A 19,343-nucleotide genomic window follows, 5' to 3' on the forward strand; every position below is an offset into this window, starting at 1 on the left:
AGGCCCCGAATGGCCGATATTGTCATCGTCGAGGACGAAGAACTGGAACGCCGCGCTTTGCGCACGATTTTGGAGCGTGAACTGCCCGATGTGCGGGTGGTTGGCGAAGCCAAAAACGGCGCCGAGGCAGTGCAGTTGATCGAAAGCGTGCACATTGACCTGATGCTGCTCGACATCCGCATTCCACGCCCCAACGGCTTGGAACTTTTGGAGATGTTGCGCACCAAGCAATTGCCCACCAAGGTGCTGATCATCACCGCTTACGATCATTTTGAGATCATGCAAGCGGCCATTCAGCAACGCGCGGATGGCTTCCTGCTCAAACCCGTGCGCACCGAAACGCTGCTCAAATCGGTGCAAGATTGTCTGCAGATGGTACCGACAGAAACGATCCGCCCTGCTCCGGTGCCCTCGCCCCGTTTGGGCCCCGCCCCCTGCCCCGCCCAGCCTGACCCGGTGAGCCCCATCGCCTCGGTACAAGACCCGGCGACGATGCGCGAGCGGATCGGGGCGCTGGTGCAGGCCCATGCCTACCGCGATTGCCTGACGCTGGTGCGCCGCCAGATCGAGGCGCTCCACGCGCATCGTGAAACCGCGCCGCGCCAAGGGGTGCTCGACCTTTCGGAGATTCTGACCGACCTTGTCGCCTGCACCGGACGCCCCCTGCCCGACGCTTTGGCGCGCAAGATCGACGCGCTGACCGCGCAAAAGCTCGACCAGCGCAACCACTATAAGGTGCAGGAACTGTTCAGCGAGATCACCGATCTGCTTTTTGCCGATGATGAGGATCATGGCAGTTCCGCCGAAGCGCGCATTGAAACGGTGCGCAACTATATCGAGCGCAATCTGAACAAATCCGTCACGCTCGAAGATGCGGCAGAGCATGTGCACATTAGCCCCTGTTACCTGAGCCGGTTGTTCCACAAGCACATGGACATGACCTTCATCGCCTATCTGAAGGAACGCCGGGTTGAGCGCGCAAAGGAATTGCTGGCAGGGTCCAGCCTGCCCATCGTCAATGTGGCGCTGGATCTGGCCTATCAAGACGCGAACTACTTCTGCAAAGCGTTCAAAAAGGCGGTTGGCGTCTCCCCGACCGAATACCGCCGCCAATGCCTGCCCAGCACGTCCCCGGCCTAAGCACCGCGTTGCAGGCGCGCTGAGCCGCGCTTGCCGATCAGCCGCAGGCGCTTATAGTAAAGCACCGTAACATCGGCTGGGAGGGGTTCATGTCTAAGCATAAGGACAGCGCAAAAGGCGCGATCGAGATCCCACATGTGGGCGATATCTCGCATTACCTGCGCAAAGAGGCGCCCGAGGCGATCCGCAAAGCGATTGAGCACGCCGACAAGGATGAAATCCTCTCAAAAAGCTACCCCTACCGCACGGAGCTTTCCAAGAAAGACTACAAAGAGGCGATGGACCGACTTCAGGTCGAGCTCGTCAAAATGAGCTGGGGCCTGAAGGAAGCCGGGCGCCGCCTTATAGTGCTGTTTGAAGGGCGCGATGCGGCGGGCAAAGGCGGCACGATTGAGCGCATCCGCGAAAACCTCAACCCGCGCCAAGCCAATATCGTGGCCCTCCCCAAACCGACCGAGCGGGAGGCGACGCAGTGGTATTTCCAGCGCTATGTCGAGCGGCTGCCCGCTGCCGGGGAAATCGCGCTTTTTGACCGCTCTTGGTATAACCGGGGCGTGGTTGAACATGTGTTTGGCTTTTGCACCCCCGAACAGCGCGCGCATTTCTTTGCCCAGCTTCCGGGCTTTGAGAAAATGCTGGTTGATGAAGGGATCACGCTGGTCAAACTTTGGCTGTCGGTCGACCGGGCCGAGCAGCTCAAACGGTTCTTGGCGCGCGAAAAAGACCCGCTCAAGCAATGGAAACTGAGCTGGATCGACGTGGAAGGGCTGAAGAAATGGGATGCCTATACTGTCGCCATTTCCGAGACCCTGCGCCGCTCTGATACCGCCTATGCGCCTTGGACGGTGATCCGCTCCGATGACAAAGGCCGCGCCCGGATTGCCGCCATTCAAACGGTGCTGATGGCGCTGGATTACCCCGGCAAGGACATGGAGGCGATTGGCACACCCGATCCGGTCATTTGTGGGGGCATTGACCACGCCGATGGCTAAGGAAGGTTTGGCAAAGCAAGGCTACCATCACGGCAATCTGCGCCAAGCGCTGGTGACAGCGGCTCTGGAACTGATTGCCGTGCGCGGCCCGCAAGGGTTCACGCTGTCGGAAGCCGCCAAGGTCGCGGGTGTGACCCCGGCGGCCGTCTACCGCCATTTCGCGGGCCGCGAAGATCTGATCGCGGAATGCGCCCGCCAAGGCTATGCGATCTTTGCCGATCTGATGGAACATGCGTGGAATGATGGCCAGCCTTCGGCGCTCGCGGCGTTTGGCGCCACGGGCCGCGCCTATCTGGCCTTTGCCAAGAAATTCCCCGGCCATTACATGGCCATGTTTGAAAGTGGGCTATCGCCCAACCGCTCGCCGGAATTGGCCGCAGGCGCGGCGCGGGCCGAAGCTGTCACGCTCAAGGCGACGCAAGCGCTTTCAACCCATATCCCCGAAAGTCGCCGCCCGCCCGCCAGCATGGTGGCCGCGCATGTGCGCGCGCTTTCGCATGGGGTGGTGGAGCTTTACGCACGCGGCACGCCGGGCGGGCAATCCCCCTTCTCGCCCGAGGAATTGCTCGAAAGCGGCATCGGGGTTTATCTGCGCGGCTTGGGGCTGATCCCGCCCGATTGAGGCTTAGCGAAACGCCGTCGCAAAGGCCCAAAGGCCAAAGCCCGCCATCGTCAGGCTGGAAATCCGCGCCGTCCAAAGCGCGAAGGCCGGCGGCAAACGGTGGTGCAACCCCGCGACCAAACCGGCCAGAAACGCCCACCAGAGCATTGAGCCGAGAAAGACCCCAATCACCAGTGCGACAAGCGCGCTGGTCGCTGTGCCCTGCGCCAACCCAAGCGCTGCGAAAATGCCCGCAAAGAGCAAGATCGTCGGCGGATTGGTGATCGTCAGCCCATAGGTCACAATCGTGGTGCGCAAAAGCCCGCGCGTTTCTGGCGCTTTGGCGGCTTTGGGCGTATGGCTGTCGCCGCGCGGCCAACCTCGCCACGCCAGCACCATCATAAACGTGCCGCCAATCAGCCCCAAAGGCAGAGCGATCTGCGCCACCACACCTTCAAAGACCGCAAAGCCGGTGGCCGCGAGCATGGCAAAGCTCAAATCCGCCAAAGCGGTGCCCAAACCTCCCGCAACACCCGCCCAAAACCCGCGCGCAAGCGTGCGCTGAATGCACAAAGCCGCCATCGGCCCAACCGGGGCCGCGATCGCAACGCCAATCGCCAAGCCCTTCAAGAACATCGCTAAAATCAGCATCTCAGCCCCTCAACCGGAATGGCGGTTCGACCACGGTCGAAAGCGCTAGCATGGTTTCTGACCGCGCGATCCACCCTTCCGCCTTCAAAAGCGTCAAAAATTCTTCCACCGCCGCCAAAGACGGCATCCGCACCTGCACCAAATAGGACCACGGGCCCGTGACATGGTGGCAGGCTGTCACCTCGGGGCGCGCGGCAATGAAGCTGCGAAAGCCCGGCTCATCCGCCGCCTCGGGCAAAGCCACCCAGACAAAGGCACTGACCGGCAGCCCCAAAGCCTCGGCATCTAGATCCGCCAAATAGCGCCGCACCACGCCCCGCTCCGAAAGCCGCCGCAGCCGATCATTGACCGCCGAGGTCGACAGGCCCACCTGCGCACCGATCTGCGCCATGGATTGGCGCGCATCCGCACTCAGAAGAGTGCAAATCTTTCTGTCAATCTCGTCCATGACCGGAATCTCTATCGCCAAATAGATCAGACCCCGGATATTCGCCGCATCCTGAGCTATGGCAAGCCCCTTCCGGCAAGGGTCAAATTTTTTCCGATATTTGCCCAATCTATCCCCATTAAGCCGCAAATTTTCCGGCACAGATACCGCCCGCCAGCCCCAATTCGACTGCACCGCGCCGATTGCCAATCTGTTGATGTCAAAAAAATGAAAAAACCGGTTGCAAGCCCCGAAGCGGCACGCTAAATCCCCGCCTCACGAAGACCCCTGACGCGGAGAGGTGGCAGAGTGGTCGAATGCGGCGGTCTCGAAAACCGTTGTCGGTGCGAGCCGACCCAGGGTTCGAATCCCTGTCTCTCCGCCACTTCCTCTAAATCGTTGAAATGAAAACGTTTTCAGGAAAGATGTCCGAAGGCTCGTTGTCCAAACCAGACAACAAGAAGGCCCTGAAAGAGGACATGCGCTACCTCAAGCAACCCCGTGGCCCCGGCACGAGCTGGGTGTTCAAGATGGATACGCCGCCCGAGTTGATTGGGCTTCCGAACCCTTGGGATGGCAAACCGTTTCGCAAGGCGATCACCAGAGGGCTAGGCACCCGCCGCCTCACAGACGCCCGCAAGCTGCGTGACATCGCGCTGGGCGACATCCGCAGGCTTCAGGATGGATTGCGCGACAACGACGCGTTCACGCTGACCTCTGCGCTGGAATGGCGCGAAATGGTGAAAGCCGCTCGCCAAGAAGCCATCGAAGAAGGCGATCCCTTCAACGTGGGTGTTGAGTTCATCCTGCACGACAAACTGGAAGACGCCGCCAAGCGCAACGCCGTCCCACCCGAGGAGTTGAAGCGTTTCGCCCGCGTGGCGACCGGGACAGGCTTCCCGCTTGATCATGCCCATGCGCAATATGTCGAAGCGCGGCGAGAGGGAAACCCCTATGGCTATGCGCCGCTGAAGCGCACCACGGTGATGAACCTCGACACGGCGATCAAGCACCTCCGTGCATTCCTCAAGGATGACGCGAAGACCGCTTGTCTGGAGGATGTGTCGCCCGAGGATGCGCGGCGTTTCCGTGATGTCTATCTCCCCTCCGTTCGCGGTCACCGCAGCCCAGAGGGCCTTTCCGCAAAGACCATTGAGAAGAACACCACCCTCCTCAAACAGTTGTGGGTTTGGGCCATTGAAAGCGGCCACTTGGACAAGGACACAGCCAATCCTTGGGAGTTCACCCGAGGGCTGCGCCGAACCAAGAACCGGGGCGAGCAGAAGCGTGAGGACTATCAGCCAAGCGAATGCGCCGCGCTGCTGAAGGCCACGACACGCGGCAGCAAGGAAGGCGATCTGATCCGCCTCGCCATCGCTACAGGCTGTCGCGCCGATGAAATCGCTACCATCACCATCGATCAAGCCCGCAAGGACGGCTCAGGCTTCTACATCGCTGAAGGCAAGACCAAGAACGCCCGCCGCTTCATTCCCGTTGTGGGTGAGGCTCAGGCGCTCCTGCAAGCCCGCATCGCAGCGCATGGCGCATCCGGCAGGGTGTTCCCAGAGTGGCCCATCAGACCCGCTTCAGGGAAGGCTGCGGCTGTCTCTCAGTGGTTCACACGCTTCCGCCGCAAGGTGCTGGGCAAGGAAACCGATGACCGCTTGGCCCTTCACTCCACTCGCCACACATGGCGCACGGTTGCGCGACGTGCCGGGGTTAATGAAGCAACAATCAACGATCTTGGCGGCTGGGCTGGGGCGAGAACCTCAAGCTCTGTCTATGACCACGGTTTGCTTGAGGAACAGCTTGTTGATGCGCAGCGGCAGGTCTGGGAACGGCTTAAGCAGGACGGTTATCTAGAGGGGTTCTAGAAGCGAGCCCGAACAACCTGCTCAGGAGACATGTATTGAGGCTTTCAAAACGGGATGTCATCGTCCGCATCTGGAGCGCGCTTGGCAAGTAGAGCTTCGACGCGTTCGGGCACGCCCCACGAATGTCTCACCTGAGAGTTTTTCTCCACTGCATCGCGGAGTAGTTTCTTATACTCAGGCTTCCAGATATTTAGTTGTTCTACTAACGCCATTCTGCTTTTCGCGTCCGCAAATGAGGCGCTTTCTGTAAATTGGCCCACTACTACATCAGCCATCTTGTCATGCGTCTTGGGATGCACGAGGTAAGCCTCGAACAGCTCTTTTGCGATCTCCGATGCCTCCTTCCCATTGCCGTTAAAAGCCTGCTTTCGGCCAAATAGGCCATAAGGTGACATGCCAAGTCTCACCGAAAAAACAGGAACACCGCGCCCAATTCCATATCCGACTTCTTGGTCCGTCCATGTGCTGCGGTCAAATTCGGAGTGTAGCAAGGCCACTAGCGCGTCACACGTGCGCAACGCCTTTTCAATCTCGTCCTGCCAATCTGCAGTTGGCTCAATGTCTTCGTGGGCAACGAAAGCACAAATTCCAAAGGAAGACAGGGCACCCTGAACCTCGGAAGCAAATACTTTATGCGCTGAGAGGTGGGAGATAAAGACACGCAGCTTACCATCTTCCCAAAATGACGGAGCATCAATGACGCTGTCCCCCCCCGTCTCAATATTCTCGTGCGCCGCAAGCTGACAGAGCGTTTCATCGCTTATCTGCCTTAGCATGGCAACGACATAGGAAAATTGATCCCCCGACCAACTAGATGTATTAGCCCCGAATTCCTCCAACACGAGGTCTATCTCAGCCCATGAACGCGCTGATAGCCTGCGTCCGATTTCCGTTTTCAAAGTTGCTCGCTGGGAAGGTGTAAGAGACATTGAATGGCACCAGATAAATTTATAGGTTTCTTCGCGCAAATTTGCATGCCTACCGACCTTGTGGCAATCAAGTTGTGAGAAATTCGGAACCAATAACGGCTTTACATTCAACCCTCCTGCAAGACCCGGTAGACTGAGGTTCGCGCGATGCCGAGTTGCTTTGCAATCTCCGTCGCCCCCATGCCTTCTTGATCCCGCAACCGCTTGACCTCGGTCACGTCAATCGAAGGCTTGCGGCCTTTGTAGACGCCAGCGGCTTTGGCCTTTGCGATCCCTTCCATCTGCCGCTCCTTGCGCAGGTTCGTCTCGAACTCAGCGAAGACCCCGAGCATCTGGAAGAAGGCTTTGCCCGCTGCGGTGCTGGTGTCCACGGGCTGCTCCGTCGCCTTGAGCGCCACGCCTTTGGCTTGAAGCTCTCGCACGATGTTGGAGAGGTCATCCATCGAACGGGCAAGGCGATCCAGCCGCGTCACGACAAGCGTGTCGCCCGGCCTCACAAACTCTAGCAGCGTTTCCAGTTCTTTGCGGCCTTGCCTGCTGGTGCCGCTGATTTTCTCCTCGCGGATGACCTCGCACCCTGCCGCCCTCAATGCCTCGCGCTGAATGGTCAGGTCTTGATCTGCCGTGGAAACCCGCGCGTATCCATAAGTCGCCATCACAATCTGTCCTTTATGCCTCTAGACCCTGATCACATACTGTCCTGAAAATCCAATTTCAACCCTAAAGGAACACACATTCTGTCCTGCGAAGATGTTCCCTTGGGGTATACCCAAAAGGTTCGCCATTTACCTTTGAACCTCTCAAGTTGCTTTCGGTGGAAAGTGGGTTAGGATGATTTTGGTTTTGAGAGCGAGCGGATTGGAGTGCGGTTACCCACGGCTTGTGCGTGATGAGAAACCTGAGGGCGGCACGGGCGGCTGGGGCGGTTTGAGTTGACCGGTGGTGTCGGGCTTGATCTGCTTTGCTGAAAGTCAGTCGTTTGGAGTGCGTTGGTTCACTCAACACAAAGACATGCGCGCTAGTGCTCCACCTCGAGGCGCAACTGTTCAATGTCACGTTTAGGCGGATTGCCGAACTGGCGCGCTTAACTGCCTCAGTCGGGTAATATCGACTAGGCCCTGAGTTGGCGCACTTGAATCCCGCCTCCAACAAGGGCGGCGCGACCTCGCATTTTAAACATGATGGCGTGGCGGATCACGGCCACTAACCAAGTTAGCTTTCGACTCAGTCGTTCGGTGTCATCCCCCCATGAAACCCGCGGCCAGCCAAAAATGGAAAGTTGCCGACCACAACAGCGCCAAAGCTGGTCGGCAGGATTTCAATCCCTTCCAAAAATCTTCTGCGCGCCCCGTGAAACTAGGCGAAGGCGCAAGTTTCCTTGACGCTTTTTTCACATCTCAGTGATCAATTTGCGACGAAACGCCGCTCCCGATGTCGCCTTTGTCGTCTTGTGCGCGGTTTCGTGTTGTGACTGCAAGCCGGGAGATTACCAAATGGCGCTCGTCAAACGTTCCACTGCGCAAAAACCTGACCGTAGCGAAGAAGAGCTCGATGCCGATTTCGGCAAGACTGCGGCGCGCCGCCCGAGCGCCTCGGCCACGGATCAAAAGCGCCAGCGCGCCCGCACTCTTGCGCGCCAGCAACATGCTGCCGAACGGATCGCCTCTGCCGCCACCGATCTGAGCAGTGGTGTTGCCGAAGCGGGGGCTGCGACCGAGGAACTTTCGAAAGCGATGCAGCAAATCTCGGGCGGGGCGGAGGAAGCGGCCTCGGCCAGCGAAGAAAGCGCCGCGGCGATGGTGCAGATCAACCAGCGCGTGAAGCTGCAATCCGAAGCGGCGATCGCCTCGCGCGAAATCTCGTCCACGCTGCAACGCCTGCTCGATTCCACTAATGGCAACGTTGCCACCTTGATCGAAAACGTCAGCGAAGCCTCATCGCGCCAAGAAGCTTCGGTGCAGATGATGCAGGAGCTGGAATCGCAAGCGCAGGGCATCATCGAGGCGGTGAACCAAGTCATCCGGATCGCGGATCAGACCAACCTTCTGGCGCTGAACGCGGCGATTGAAGCGGCGCGCGCAGGCAAACACGGCAAGGGCTTTGCTGTCGTCGCCGATACGGTGCGCAAACTCGCCGAAGCCTCGGAAAAAAACGCCACCAACATCGAAAACTTGATCAAGCAAATCCAGACCGGGGCGCGCGATATTTCCGAAAGCGTGCGTGCCTCGGCGGCGACAGCGGCGAGCGAGGTCGAGAAGGGTAAAACCATTACCGAGCAATTGGCCGAGATCAAATCCGACATGGAAACGATCATGGGCGGGGCGCGGGCCATTGCGGCGAATGCCGAAGAGATGGGGAATGCTGCGACGCTCGCCCTGACCGGGGCGGAAGAGGTCGCCACCGCAGCCGAGGAGCAGGCCGCAGCCGCCGAACAGGCGCGCAAGGCGGTGGAAATGCAAGCCAAGGCACTGGCGGAAGCCGAACGCGCCTCGACCGATCTTGATGATCTTTCGGATGAGTTGAAAAACTCCACCGACATTGCGAAATCGGCCGAGGAAGTGGCGGCGGCGGCGGAAGAGCTTGCCGCGACGATCGAAGAGTTGAACCGCGCAAGTTCCGAAATCGTGGGGGCGATTGATCAGATCTCCACCACGGCCACGGCGCAAGCCACGGCGGTTGAACAAGGCGTGGCGGGTATCGGCCAGATCGAAGCGAACGCCCGCACCGCCGAGGAAAATGCGGGCGAGGCGCTGCGCAAGGGCGAGGCGATCAGCACGCTTCTGGTGCAAAACCGCTCCAGCATCGACGAGATCATCGGCGGGATCACCACGGCGATGGAGACCGGGCGCAAATCGGCCTCGGAGATTCAGGGGCTCGAGCAGATCAGCCGTCAGATCGACAAGATCGTCGATGCCATCGCCAATGTGGCGATCCAGACCAGCATGCTTGCCGTGAACGGTGCGGTGGAAGCCGCGCGCGCGGGCGAATACGGCAAGGGCTTCGCGGTGGTTTCGACCGATATTCAGAACCTTGCCGATGATGCGGCGCAAAACGCCGAGCAGATCAAGGACATGGTCAAAGGCATTCAGGATCAGATCGTGGTGGTGCGCGCCGACCTGCTGCAAACCGCCGAAGCCTCGCGCAACGAGGTGGAGCGCGCCAAGGCCACCACCGATCAGCTGGGCCGGATCAGTGCCGATATGGGCAAGGTGCTGGAGGGTAACCGCACGATCCAGACCGGCGCGCAGGAAATTGCCGCCGCGGTGGTGAATGCGAAACAAGGCATGGAGCAGATCGCCGCCGCCGCCGAACAGGCACAGAACGCAGCCAATCAGGCGTCGAGCGCGGCCAACCAGCAAAGCCAAGGGGGCAAAGAGCTTTCCGTGGCCATCGAGAATATCGCCTCGATCGCCGACGAACTGCAAAGCGCCTGATCCGCAGAACCGGCGTGGGGTTTGCCCGCGCCGGCTCCGGCCTCCCCAGCACGAAAGCCAGTGCCATGACCCTGATAGAGCACGACATCGCCGCCGATCTTGCCGACGATGACACCACGCGTGTTGCCTCTGACACGACCATTTTCCAATGCGTGAGCTTTGCGCTCGACGGCGAGACCTTCGCCTTCCCCATTGAGTTGGTGCAAGAAATCATCCGCGTGCCCGCCACGGTGAAAGTGCCTCTCACGCCCTCGGCGCTAATCGGGCTCACCAACCTGCGCGGCACGGTGCTGCCAATCGTTGATTTGCGCGCCGTGATGGGGCTGGCCGCTGTGCCGATGACCGATGCCTCCCGCGTGATGGTGATCCATGCAGGCGATACCTACGGCGTTTTGGTCGATCAGGTGGCGCAGGTTCTGTCCGTTCCCGCAGAGCGGATCGAACCCGCGGCTACGGTCGAGCGCACCTTGCGCACCGATATGCTGACCGGCGTGGTCAAAAACTTCGCCGCCCGCGATCTGATCCAGTTGATTGATCCGGTGGCGCTCATCGGGCAGCACTTCCCACAAAACGGGCAAGCGCGCGCGCACAAAGCCAGTGCCATGGCGGCGGCTTTGCGCAGCGACAGCGCAGAGACCGAGGAAGAGGAAGACGTGATCCAACTCGTCTCGCTGAGCGTGGAGGAAGAGGAATACGCCTTCCCGATCGCCGAGGTGGACGAGATCGTGCGGGTTCCGAGCCGGGTCACCAAAGTGCCGGGGGCTGCAGCTGAGATCGTTGGGTTGATCAATCTGCGCAACCGCTTACTCCCACTTCTGAGCCTGCGTGGGATTTTTGGCCTACCGCCGCTCCCCCATTCTGACAGCCATCGCGTTGTCGTGGTGCGACTGGGCGAAAATGCCGGGGCAGAAGTGCGCGTGGGCGTGGTGGTCGACCATGTGCGCGAGGTGCTGCGTGTGCCCGCGGCCGCGCAAGAAAAAGTGCCCGCCGGGCTGCGCCGCCAACATGCCGAAGAAATTCAGGCGATCTGCCGCCTTGAGGACGGGCGACGGCTGGTCTCAGTGCTTTCGGCGGGTGCGCTCTTTGACCGTCAGGGCCTGCAAGACAGCCTTTCTGAGGTGCTCGAAAGCGCCGCAGCGCATCAAGAAGATGACGAGGACACCATGAGCGAACGTGACACCGATGAAATTCAGATGGTTGTCTACCGGCTCGGCGAGGAGGAGTTCGGCATCGATATTCATCAGGTGCAGGAAATCATCCGCCTGCCCGAGCAACTGGTGAAAGTGCCCAAAGCCCCCGAAAGCGTTGAGGGCGTGATCAACCTGCGCGGCTCGGTGCTGCCGGTGGTGGAGATGCGTCGCCGCTTCGGCCTTGCCTCGATCGCGCGCAATGATCGGCAGCGGATCTTGGTGCTTAGCGTCGATGATGTCCGCACCGGCTACATCGTGGACAGCGTCTCCGAAGTGCTGCGCGTGCCTGAAGCCGCGCTGGAAGTGCCGCCTCACCTTTCGCCAGAGGCCGATAAGCTTGTGGGCCGTGTCGCGAATTTCGACGGCGGCAAACGGATGGTGCTGCTTCTTGAGGCAGCCGCGCTTGTCGAAGAAGGCGAAGCCCGGGCGACCACAAAAGCGGCCGAACGTGTTGCCTTTGAAACCAGCCGTAACGGCTAACCAGCTAAAGGACTTGGAAGGTTTTCGGTGATGCGACTTCTAGTTGTTGATGATTCCGCATTGATGCGCCGGATGCTGCAAGAATGCTTTGCGGGCGAAACCGATATTGACCTCCTTGCCGCGCGTGACGGCGAGGACGCACTAGCGAAGCTACACAGTTTCGAGCCAGATGTGATCACGCTCGACATCAACATGCCTAAGATGGACGGGCTGACTTGCCTTGCACATATCATGGAGCAGCGCCCCTGTCCGGTGGTGATGGTTTCGTCGCTGACCGAGCGCGGGGCCTTGGCCACTTTTGAGGCGCTGGAACTGGGGGCGGTGGATTACGTCGCCAAGCCTGATGGCACGGTCTCGCTTAGCCTCGATCTCGTCTATGACGAGCTGCGCTCCAAGGTGCGCGCGGCCTTTGCCGGAAAGAGGGCCAGCCAACGTAAAGCCTTGCGGCCCTCAGCAACGCGGGCGGCCCCGAAAACGCACCAATCGACCGCAGCGCGCACGGTTCAACTTGCCAGCACCCGCGCGAACAAAGACCCGGTAGAACTGGTGGTGATTGGCAGTTCCACCGGCGGACCAAAGACACTGAGCGACATTCTAGCCGCGCTGCCCGCCGACTTTCCCGCGCCGATCTTGATCGCGCAGCATATGCCGCCGCGCTTCACCCGCATTTATGCTGAACGGCTTGCGGGGATATGCGCCCTTGAAGTTCGCGAGTTGGATCGCGCACAACCACTCCATCCGGGCACGGCCTATATCGCCCAAGGGGCGAAAGATGTGGTGGTGACGCGCAAAATGCGCAGGCTTTGTGCGGAACCTATGCCCGTCGATACCGGACTAACATGGCACCCCAGCGTATCGCGTATGGTCGCCTCGGCGCTGGAAATAATCGCGCCGGAACGACTGGTAGGCGTGATGCTGACCGGTATGGGCGACGACGGTGCCTTTGAAATGGCGCAAATCCATCAAGGCGGCGGGCGCACGATAGCTGAATCCGAAGAAACCGCCGTGGTTTGGGGCATGCCGCAGCAATTGGTCGCCCAAGATGGCGCGTCAGTGGTGCTTCCCTGTGATCGGGTTGCCGAACAATTGCAGCATTGGCTGGCGGTTTCCCCCCTGCAAAGGACAAGCCGATGCCGTTGATCGCGCCGAAATCAAACCGCGCCCCACGCTCCGCACGTGCGCCCAAAAGCCCGATTGAGGACCTTTCGGCAACCGATCCCGGCAAGCGTCGGGCGGCGGCACGCGCGCTCTTGGGTGTCGAAGACGCCCGGCCAGAATTGGAACAAGCGCTGCGCAGCGAAACCGATCCGGCGGTGCGCCAAGCGCTGCTTTCGGCCCTTGTTTCTGTTGCCGATGACACGGTGGTGGACCTTCTCGCTGAAATGCTGCGCAGTGAAGAGGCGAGCCGTCGGTCTGAAGCCGTGAGTGCGCTGCAACAATTGCCCGAAACCGCTGCGCAAGTGATCGTTGGCCTTTTGCACGCCGAAGATGCCGATCTACGGATCATGGCGGTCGACGTGATCCGGCTTTTGCCCCATGCCGATGCGCCGGCTTGGCTGCGCGAACTCTTGGCGCAAGAAACGCACCCGAATGTGGTCGGCGTGGCCGTGGACCGGCTGGCCGAAATTGGCGGCGCCGACGATCTGCCCGCGCTTCAAGCTGTGCGGGAACGGTTTGCCGATGATCCCTATCTGGCCTTCGCGACCGATATGGTGATCGAACGCATCTCAACGCTGGCGCGCGAGGCTTCTGGATGAGTGTCACCGCGCTAAGCGCCGAAGACTTTAGGGTCTTTCGAGACTACTTTTACAAAAAGACCGGCATCGAGTTCGAGGAGAGCAAACGCTACTTCGTCGACAAGCGGATCTTGACGCGGATTGCGGCCACCGGGGCAAGCTCGTTCCGGGAGTATTTCGTCGGCATGCGCTTTGAGGCGAGCCAGAAAGAGTTCCAGAACATCGTCAATCTGATGACGGTGAACGAGACCTATTTCAACCGCGAAGATCATCAGTTTCGCACTTTGAGCCAACATGTCTTGCCAGAAATCGTGGCACGCCGCGGGCAGAGCGGCAAGCCGATCCGCATCCTGTCGCTGCCCTCCTCGACCGGGGAAGAACCCTATTCGATCGCGCTGCATCTGATCGCGCATTGGCCCGGCCTTGAAGACCATGATGTCGAGATTTCTGGCGCGGATATCGACACCGAGGTGCTACGTCGCGCTCGTGCCGGGGTGTTTTCGCGCCGCTCGGTGCAAAACCTACCAACCAACGTTCTGGCGACAAATTTCACCGCGTTGCCCGATGGCAAGTTCCAGCTTTCTGACGATATTCGCGAGGCGGTGCATTTCTTTCGCGTCAACATTTCGGAACCTGCCGACACCCGCAAGCTGCGCGACTATGACGTCGTGTTCTGCCGCAACATGCTGATTTACTTCGATGACCAGTCTCGCCGCCTAGCGATTGAAACGATCTATGACGCGCTTGTGCCCGGCGGGTTCCTGTTTTTGGGCCATTCCGAAAGCATCAGCCGCACCTCGGCGCTGTTTGCCCTGCGCCGTTTCCCCGAGGCCATAGTGTATCAAAGGCCCCAATCATGACCCATGACCCCAAAACCCGCCCGCTGGCGATGATCGTTGATGATGCAACTACGGTGCGGATGTATCACCGCAAACTGGTTGAGGAATACGGCTGGGATGTGATCGAGGCCGAAAACGGGATGGAAGCGCTTGAGCGCGCGGCCGGTCAGGACGTGGATCTGATGCTGGTCGATGTGAACATGCCGGTTATGGATGGCTATAGTTTCCTGCGCGCAGCCCGTGCGAGCGCTGATTTGGCGCGCGTTCCTTGCGTGATGATCTCGACTGAGGCGCAATTGAGCGATGCCGATAAGGCCTTTGTCTCTGGCGGCAATCATTACCTCATCAAACCCGCAAGGCCCGAGCAATTGCGCCCGATCCTTGCGCTTCTGACCCCGGAGGTCCGCACATGAGCGCCTTGCTGGCCCAATTCGTCACCGAAGGGCGTGACCTGCTGGAACAGGCATCGAGCGCGCTTTTGGAACTGGAGCGCAACCCAGGGGACACCACCCGGCTCGATGCACTGTTCCGCGCCGTGCATACGATCAAGGGTGCATCTGGGCTCTTTGAGTTTTTGCCTTTCACCCGCACGGTCCATGCGGGCGAAGATCTGATGGATGCAATCCGCGCAGGCGATGTGGCCTTCACCCCCGAGATTGCCGATCTGATCCTTGAAATGCTCGACCGTGTGAGCGGTTGGCTGGATGATCTGGCAGATACCGGCGCTTTGGGGCCGGGGGCCGAGGCGCAGGGCGACAGCCTCAGCGCTCGGCTGCGCGAGCGGATTGGAGGTGCAGAAGAAGCACCTGTTGAGGCCAACACCGCCGTCGGCACTTGTGTTGAGGCCAGCTGGCATCGGGTGCTCTACCGCCCGCATGAGGCGGCGTTTTTCAGCGGTGGCGATCCGCTGCGCATGGCGCTCAGCACGCCGGCGCTGCGCTCTGTCGGCCTCTTAATGCCCGAGACCGCCCCCGCACTTGAAAGCTATGATCCGTTCCTTGTGGCGGTGGGGATGGAGCTTTTGAGCAGCGCCCCATTTGCGGCGCTCGAAGAGCACTTCCGATACGTTTCAGATCAGGTCGAAATCCTTGCCGAACCCGCACCGCAGTCGGCGCCCCCGCAGCACTGTGCTGCGAACATGGGGGACGAGATGCTGGAAGCGGCGCAAGCCCTCATCACTTCGCAGCAACGGCTGATCGCCTGCCCCGAACATGAGGAGATCCGCGCTCCGAGCCTTGCTTCGGCGCAACAAGTTTTGGCGCGTGTTGCGGCCCATCTGCCCGATGCGCGCACCGGGCATGATCTGGGCGGCGCGCCATTGGAAGCCGACGCGCTTGATGCCATTGCCGCGCAATTGCTGCAAAGCCTTACGCCCCCACAAGCCGTGCCATCGGCCCCCGAAGCGGGTGTTTCGTCCTTGAACGAGACCAACGCATCGGAAGACCCGGTTACCGAGGGCCCTGCCAACACAGAGGCAGGCCCGCGAAAATCGGCTGTGTTGCGCGTCGACGCCGAGCGCATCGACCAATTGATGAATCTGACCGGCGAATTGATCGTTGCCAAAAACGCGATGCCCTTCTTGGCCCGCAAGGCCGAAGAAATTGAGGGGGCGCGCGAATTGCTGCGCGAAATCAAAACGCAATATGACATGCTCAACCGCATCACCGAGGAGTTGCAAAGCGCGGTAATGCAAATTCGCATGGTGCCGGTGGGCTCCGTGCTCGGACGCTTCAACCGATTGGTGCGGGATCTTTCGCGCAAACTTGGCAAGCAAATCGACCTACAAACGACGGGCGAGGAGACCGAGGCCGACAAGACCGTGGTCGAGGAACTGGCCGATCCGCTCGTGCATCTGATCCGCAACTCTATCGACCACGGGTTTGAGCCGCCGCAAGATCGGCGCGCGGCTGGTAAGCCCGAGGTCGGCACGCTGCATCTGCATGCCTACCAGCGCGACGATTCCGTGGTGATTGAAGTCGCCGATGATGGCCGTGGTATCGACCTTGTGCGAGTGAAGGCGAAGGCGCTTGAGCGTGGCGTGGTGGATGTCGATACGCTTGAGCGGATGAGCGATGAGGCTGCGCTGCAACTGATTTTGGCGCCCGGGCTTTCGACCAAAGAGGAAATCTCAGACCTTTCCGGGCGTGGCGTGGGGATGGATGTCGTCGCTTCGATGGTGCGCCGGCTGGGCGGTGCCGTGATGGTGGAAAGCACCCCGGGCGCGGGCACCACGGTGCGCATCACCCTGCCGCTTTCAATGGCGGTGCAACGGCTGATGATGATCGAGGTGGACCGCAACCTCTTCGGCATCCCGATCGACACCGTGGTCGAAAGCCAGAAAATCCCTGCCGCGCGCATCCGCCGCCACCGCGACAGCGAAATGTTCGTGCTGCGCGACCGGATGATCCCGCTGGTGCGATTGCGCAGCATCTTCGGCCTGCCCGGCGTGCCGGGGGAAGAGACGGTCAACGTGATGGTGGTCAATGTGGATGGCAGCGAAATTGGCCTCGCCGTGGACCGCTTCCACCCAGGTGTCGACACGATCGTGAAACCGATGAGCGGGCTCTTGGCCCAAGCCAGCGGCTATGCCGGAACCGCGCTTTTGGGAGACGGCTCAGTGCTTTTGGCCCTCGATTTGCCGGAGATCCTTGAATGTCACTTGAACTGAGCTCGGGCCGGGCCGTCTTGGCCGATCATATCGAGATCCACGAAGCGGAAACGCTGCTTGAGTGGCTGCGGGAGACCGATGACCCGGTCGTAGATGTCAGCGTGTGTAGCTCGATGCATCTGGCCGTTTTGCAATTGCTCGTGCTGGCGCAACCGCGCCTTGAAGGCGTGACGGGCGCACAAGATTGGCGTGCGCTTTTGACCGCGCCGCACAAGTTTCAACCGAATGTCTGAGGAGTGAGTGATGGCCGATATTCTGATCGTAGATGACAGCCCGACCGTGTTGATGAGTATGGAAGACCTGCTGCGCCGCTTTGGCCATCGGGCGATCCGGGCCAATAGCGCTGAAGAGGCACTGACCAAGGTGGCCGGTGGATTGGCCCCGAAATTGGTGATCACCGATTTTCATATGCCGGGCAAGAACGGTGCTGAACTGATTGCAGCGCTGCGCAGCAAGGGCCCGCTGCGTTTTACCCCGATGTTGGTGCTGACCACGGAGTCCCAGCGCGAACGGCGCGACGAGGCGAAAGCCGCAGGCGCAACGGGCTGGCTTGTAAAACCAGTTGACCCGAAACAGCTTGAAGCGGCGCTCGCGCAACTTCTACCCGCAGCTTGAGCGGCGGTGACGGGATTTACGGAGATCGAGACGCGATGGGTAGAGTATTGGCAACAGAGCATGACCCATATGGGCTGACCCCCGAGACCAACCCTTGGGCCAACCATCTTCCCGCGCTTTTGGATTTGCTCAATGGGCTGGCTCGGAATGCGGTGAATGACACGAACGCCACCAGTCTGGGGTTTCTGACGCATTTGCGCCAGATCGAAGATCGGGTTCTTGCGGCCAATCAGGGCACTGCTGCTTTTCTCGAGCGGCTCGGTGACATCGACAAGTTGGCGGCAGGGCAAGAGGAAGAGCGTCAGATGCTCGACCGCGCGCTCCATGACGCGATTGGCTTCGGGGCGCAGGTGCGCAACGACATTCTCGCCTCGCATCAAGCGTTGCAGTCAATATCCGGAGCGATTGAACAAATGCAGGGCGAGTTGGTGCGGATTGGCCGGATCAGCAAGGAAATCGGCATCCTTTCGGTCAACGCCTCAATTGAATCTGCGCGGGCGGGCGAGGCTGGGCTTGGCTTTTCGGTGATCGCGCAGAGCATTCGGGGCTTGGCGAACGACACCCAAGCTATCACTGAACGGCTGCGCCCCTTGGTGGAAAAAATGCACTCCGAAGTGCAGGCGAATGGGTTCGAGGCCGGGCGCAGTGCTGTGGATGCCTCTGGTTCAAAACTCGCAGATCAACTGACAGATCAAGGTGCGCTGCTCTCCGAAGTCGCCCAAAAAATGGCGGGCATGTCGACGAGCTATGCCGATCTCATTGATGTCAAACGCCAGCGCAATGCGGCCTCGCGCAAGGCCGGGGAGCAATTGGAAGACGAAATCCGCTCGGCTTTGGCCTCGGCGCAGACGGGGGACATTATTCGTCAACAAATCGAATTGATCATTGATGTCATCGGCCAGTTGCGCGGCATCGCCCAAACCGCACCCGACAATGCGACCGTGGATGTTCAACTTGGGGCCTTGATGGAGAGCATCGCCAATTCCTATGTGATGAAGATCCAGCACGACGTTCATCAAGGCGTTACGGGTAAGGCGGCCACCCAACCCGCCGACGATCTGCCACGTTTCGAGTTGTTTTAGGGGGTTAGGCGTTAAGGTTGTGCGGTTAGGGCAGGATGACCTTGCCGTATTCTGATTGCTTGAAATCACCGCGCAGCAGTTCTGCGATGGACCAAACGAAGCTGCCCAAGCTTTTAATATCGTTGTTGCTCATGAAACCCTCGAAACTTGCCGTCAAAATGCGCCGTGGGCTGGCGCTACGCAACAGAAATTGCCCGCACGCCACAGCAGTTGCATCGTGCTGAGGCAGAAGCACACAACCCACCTGGAACGTTAAGACACCGGCGTTGCTTGGAGTTTCGATGGCCCTGCCCGCGATTTCGTTTGATGTTACCCTTGATCCGAAGCCCTAAAGCGCCGCTAGGGCCTCCAAACGAAAACCGGCACTATGGCATCGAAATTCTGGCACCTGTTTCGCAACCGAAAAAAGTCGGAACAACCGCATCATCCGCAGCCGTCGATCCCGCTTCGCTGCCTTTCCCTGCGGGCATGTTTTCTACTTTGAAGCGTCGAGCCGGGCCGTGAGATTCTACCGGACAACGCAGATCGCTAGATCAACACCGAAGTCGCGCGGATCACGGCCCTCTGCAGCTTTTCGGGGTGATGCATATACCGCAAAGCGGCTTCCCCGAAGCGGCCGTCCATGGCACGGCGCAGCAAAACCCCGTGCCGAATGTCTCTGATGCAGATGAAGCTGTCATTGGCA

General features: G+C 60.0%; 20 protein-coding genes and 1 tRNA gene. 16 read left to right on the forward strand and 5 right to left on the reverse strand.

Annotation, left to right across the window (positions count from 1 at the left end; translation table 11 throughout):
- The first annotated feature begins 9 nt into the window (after nucleotides 1-9).
- From CRO18_RS17485 to CRO18_RS17495, 3 genes are all read left to right on the forward strand, one after another.
- Nucleotides 10-1,140: a response regulator gene (locus tag CRO18_RS17485; protein ID WP_097083074.1), complete on the forward strand. Its 1,131-nt coding sequence runs from the start codon at nucleotides 10-12 to the stop codon at nucleotides 1,138-1,140.
- 89 nt (nucleotides 1,141-1,229) lie between these two features.
- The gene (gene ppk2, locus CRO18_RS17490) at nucleotides 1,230-2,132 is read left to right on the forward strand and encodes a polyphosphate kinase 2 family protein (RefSeq protein ID WP_394341461.1); all 903 of its coding nucleotides are present in this window, start codon (nucleotides 1,230-1,232) and stop codon (nucleotides 2,130-2,132) included.
- A 7-nt stretch (nucleotides 2,133-2,139) separates the two neighbouring features.
- Entirely contained in the window at nucleotides 2,140-2,754 is a 615-nt protein-coding gene (locus tag CRO18_RS17495) for a TetR/AcrR family transcriptional regulator (protein WP_097083075.1), read from the forward strand.
- Nucleotides 2,755-2,757: 3 nt separating this feature from the next.
- Here CRO18_RS17495 and CRO18_RS17500 read toward each other — a convergent pair whose 3' ends face one another.
- Nucleotides 2,758-3,384, reverse strand: a complete 627-nt coding sequence (locus tag CRO18_RS17500) for a LysE family translocator (RefSeq protein ID WP_097083076.1) — start codon at nucleotides 3,382-3,384, stop codon at nucleotides 2,758-2,760.
- A gap of 1 nt (nucleotide 3,385) precedes the next feature.
- Complete coding sequence (locus CRO18_RS17505; protein ID WP_097083102.1) at nucleotides 3,386-3,832, reverse strand: Lrp/AsnC family transcriptional regulator; 447 nt, start codon at nucleotides 3,830-3,832, stop codon at nucleotides 3,386-3,388.
- A 274-nt stretch (nucleotides 3,833-4,106) separates the two neighbouring features.
- On the opposite strand from CRO18_RS17505, the gene CRO18_RS17510 reads away from it, so the two are divergent.
- Both CRO18_RS17510 and CRO18_RS17515 read left to right on the forward strand, forming a co-directional pair.
- A tRNA-Ser gene (locus CRO18_RS17510) sits at nucleotides 4,107-4,196 on the forward strand.
- A 19-nt stretch (nucleotides 4,197-4,215) separates the two neighbouring features.
- Entirely contained in the window at nucleotides 4,216-5,685 is a 1,470-nt protein-coding gene (locus CRO18_RS17515; protein ID WP_097083077.1) for a site-specific integrase, read from the forward strand.
- Nucleotides 5,686-5,729: 44 nt separating this feature from the next.
- Here the strand turns inward: CRO18_RS17515 and CRO18_RS17520 are convergent, their stop codons facing one another.
- Entirely contained in the window at nucleotides 5,730-6,653 is a 924-nt protein-coding gene (locus tag CRO18_RS17520; protein WP_143128676.1) for a toll/interleukin-1 receptor domain-containing protein, read from the reverse strand.
- A gap of 68 nt (nucleotides 6,654-6,721) precedes the next feature.
- Nucleotides 6,722-7,270 (reverse strand): recombinase family protein, encoded by a 549-nt coding sequence (locus CRO18_RS17525; RefSeq protein WP_097083079.1) that lies wholly within the window; start codon nucleotides 7,268-7,270, stop codon nucleotides 6,722-6,724.
- 592 nt (nucleotides 7,271-7,862) lie between these two features.
- On the opposite strand from CRO18_RS17525, the gene CRO18_RS18925 reads away from it, so the two are divergent.
- The 11 genes from CRO18_RS18925 (at nucleotide 7,863) to CRO18_RS17575 (ending at nucleotide 18,658) form a co-directional block, all read left to right on the forward strand.
- A complete protein-coding gene (locus tag CRO18_RS18925) occupies nucleotides 7,863-8,018 on the forward strand; it encodes a hypothetical protein (RefSeq protein ID WP_170952722.1) in 156 nt (51 codons plus the stop codon).
- A gap of 89 nt (nucleotides 8,019-8,107) precedes the next feature.
- Complete coding sequence (locus tag CRO18_RS17530; RefSeq protein WP_097083080.1) at nucleotides 8,108-10,048, forward strand: methyl-accepting chemotaxis protein; 1,941 nt, start codon at nucleotides 8,108-8,110, stop codon at nucleotides 10,046-10,048.
- Between the two features lie 65 nt (nucleotides 10,049-10,113).
- A complete protein-coding gene (locus CRO18_RS17535) occupies nucleotides 10,114-11,718 on the forward strand; it encodes a chemotaxis protein CheW (RefSeq protein ID WP_097083081.1) in 1,605 nt (534 codons plus the stop codon).
- A 30-nt stretch (nucleotides 11,719-11,748) separates the two neighbouring features.
- Nucleotides 11,749-12,858: a chemotaxis-specific protein-glutamate methyltransferase CheB gene (gene cheB, locus CRO18_RS17540; RefSeq protein ID WP_249276104.1), complete on the forward strand. Its 1,110-nt coding sequence runs from the start codon at nucleotides 11,749-11,751 to the stop codon at nucleotides 12,856-12,858.
- Complete coding sequence (locus tag CRO18_RS17545; protein WP_097083083.1) at nucleotides 12,849-13,475, forward strand: HEAT repeat domain-containing protein; 627 nt, start codon at nucleotides 12,849-12,851, stop codon at nucleotides 13,473-13,475. The genes cheB and CRO18_RS17545 overlap by 10 nt, the downstream gene beginning before the upstream one ends.
- Nucleotides 13,472-14,314, forward strand: coding sequence for a protein-glutamate O-methyltransferase CheR (locus CRO18_RS17550; RefSeq protein ID WP_097083084.1), 843 nt, complete (start codon nucleotides 13,472-13,474; stop codon nucleotides 14,312-14,314). Before CRO18_RS17545 ends, CRO18_RS17550 begins: the two co-directional genes overlap by 4 nt.
- Nucleotides 14,311-14,706 (forward strand): response regulator, encoded by a 396-nt coding sequence (locus CRO18_RS17555; RefSeq protein WP_212710181.1) that lies wholly within the window; start codon nucleotides 14,311-14,313, stop codon nucleotides 14,704-14,706. The genes CRO18_RS17550 and CRO18_RS17555 overlap by 4 nt, the downstream gene beginning before the upstream one ends.
- Nucleotides 14,703-16,961 (forward strand): chemotaxis protein CheA, encoded by a 2,259-nt coding sequence (locus CRO18_RS17560; protein WP_097083085.1) that lies wholly within the window; start codon nucleotides 14,703-14,705, stop codon nucleotides 16,959-16,961. The genes CRO18_RS17555 and CRO18_RS17560 overlap by 4 nt, the downstream gene beginning before the upstream one ends.
- The gene (locus CRO18_RS17565) at nucleotides 16,946-17,194 is read left to right on the forward strand and encodes a hypothetical protein (protein ID WP_097083086.1); all 249 of its coding nucleotides are present in this window, start codon (nucleotides 16,946-16,948) and stop codon (nucleotides 17,192-17,194) included. The genes CRO18_RS17560 and CRO18_RS17565 overlap by 16 nt, the downstream gene beginning before the upstream one ends.
- Before the next feature lie 10 nt (nucleotides 17,195-17,204).
- Nucleotides 17,205-17,576 carry a response regulator gene (locus CRO18_RS17570; protein WP_097083087.1) on the forward strand — a complete coding sequence of 124 codons (372 nt, stop codon included), beginning with the start codon at nucleotides 17,205-17,207 and terminating at the stop codon, nucleotides 17,574-17,576.
- Nucleotides 17,577-17,611: 35 nt separating this feature from the next.
- Nucleotides 17,612-18,658, forward strand: coding sequence for a methyl-accepting chemotaxis protein (locus tag CRO18_RS17575; protein WP_097083088.1), 1,047 nt, complete (start codon nucleotides 17,612-17,614; stop codon nucleotides 18,656-18,658).
- A gap of 25 nt (nucleotides 18,659-18,683) precedes the next feature.
- On the opposite strand, the gene CRO18_RS18695 is transcribed toward CRO18_RS17575, so the two are convergent.
- Complete coding sequence (locus tag CRO18_RS18695) at nucleotides 18,684-18,791, reverse strand: type I restriction-modification system subunit M N-terminal domain-containing protein (protein ID WP_143128677.1); 108 nt, start codon at nucleotides 18,789-18,791, stop codon at nucleotides 18,684-18,686.
- Nucleotides 18,792-19,343: the final 552 nt, after the last annotated feature.

The organism is Rhodobacter sp. JA431, from assembly GCF_900217725.1.
GTDB classification, from domain to species: domain Bacteria; phylum Pseudomonadota; class Alphaproteobacteria; order Rhodobacterales; family Rhodobacteraceae; genus Rhodobacter; species Rhodobacter aestuarii.

Bases quoted from the DNA above. Each gene is read 5' to 3' on its own strand.
- CRO18_RS17485 (WP_097083074.1), top strand. From the start codon at position 10: ATGGCCGATATTGTCATCGTCGAGGACGAAGAACTGGAACGCCGCGCT.
- ppk2 (WP_394341461.1), top strand. From the start codon at position 1,230: ATGTCTAAGCATAAGGACAGCGCAAAAGGCGCGATCGAGATCCCACAT.
- CRO18_RS17500 (WP_097083076.1), bottom strand. From the start codon at position 3,384: ATGCTGATTTTAGCGATGTTCTTGAAGGGCTTGGCGATTGGCGTTGCG.
- CRO18_RS17505 (WP_097083102.1), bottom strand. From the start codon at position 3,832: ATGGACGAGATTGACAGAAAGATTTGCACTCTTCTGAGTGCGGATGCG.
- CRO18_RS17515 (WP_097083077.1), top strand. From the start codon at position 4,216: ATGAAAACGTTTTCAGGAAAGATGTCCGAAGGCTCGTTGTCCAAACCA.
- CRO18_RS17525 (WP_097083079.1), bottom strand. From the start codon at position 7,270: ATGGCGACTTATGGATACGCGCGGGTTTCCACGGCAGATCAAGACCTG.
- CRO18_RS18925 (WP_170952722.1), top strand. From the start codon at position 7,863: ATGAAACCCGCGGCCAGCCAAAAATGGAAAGTTGCCGACCACAACAGC.
- CRO18_RS17530 (WP_097083080.1), top strand. From the start codon at position 8,108: ATGGCGCTCGTCAAACGTTCCACTGCGCAAAAACCTGACCGTAGCGAA.
- CRO18_RS17535 (WP_097083081.1), top strand. From the start codon at position 10,114: ATGACCCTGATAGAGCACGACATCGCCGCCGATCTTGCCGACGATGAC.
- cheB (WP_249276104.1), top strand. From the start codon at position 11,749: ATGCGACTTCTAGTTGTTGATGATTCCGCATTGATGCGCCGGATGCTG.
- CRO18_RS17545 (WP_097083083.1), top strand. From the start codon at position 12,849: ATGCCGTTGATCGCGCCGAAATCAAACCGCGCCCCACGCTCCGCACGT.
- CRO18_RS17550 (WP_097083084.1), top strand. From the start codon at position 13,472: ATGAGTGTCACCGCGCTAAGCGCCGAAGACTTTAGGGTCTTTCGAGAC.
- CRO18_RS17555 (WP_212710181.1), top strand. From the start codon at position 14,311: ATGACCCATGACCCCAAAACCCGCCCGCTGGCGATGATCGTTGATGAT.
- CRO18_RS17560 (WP_097083085.1), top strand. From the start codon at position 14,703: ATGAGCGCCTTGCTGGCCCAATTCGTCACCGAAGGGCGTGACCTGCTG.
- CRO18_RS17565 (WP_097083086.1), top strand. From the start codon at position 16,946: ATGTCACTTGAACTGAGCTCGGGCCGGGCCGTCTTGGCCGATCATATC.
- CRO18_RS17570 (WP_097083087.1), top strand. From the start codon at position 17,205: ATGGCCGATATTCTGATCGTAGATGACAGCCCGACCGTGTTGATGAGT.
- CRO18_RS17575 (WP_097083088.1), top strand. From the start codon at position 17,612: ATGGGTAGAGTATTGGCAACAGAGCATGACCCATATGGGCTGACCCCC.
- CRO18_RS18695 (WP_143128677.1), bottom strand. From the start codon at position 18,791: ATGAGCAACAACGATATTAAAAGCTTGGGCAGCTTCGTTTGGTCCATC.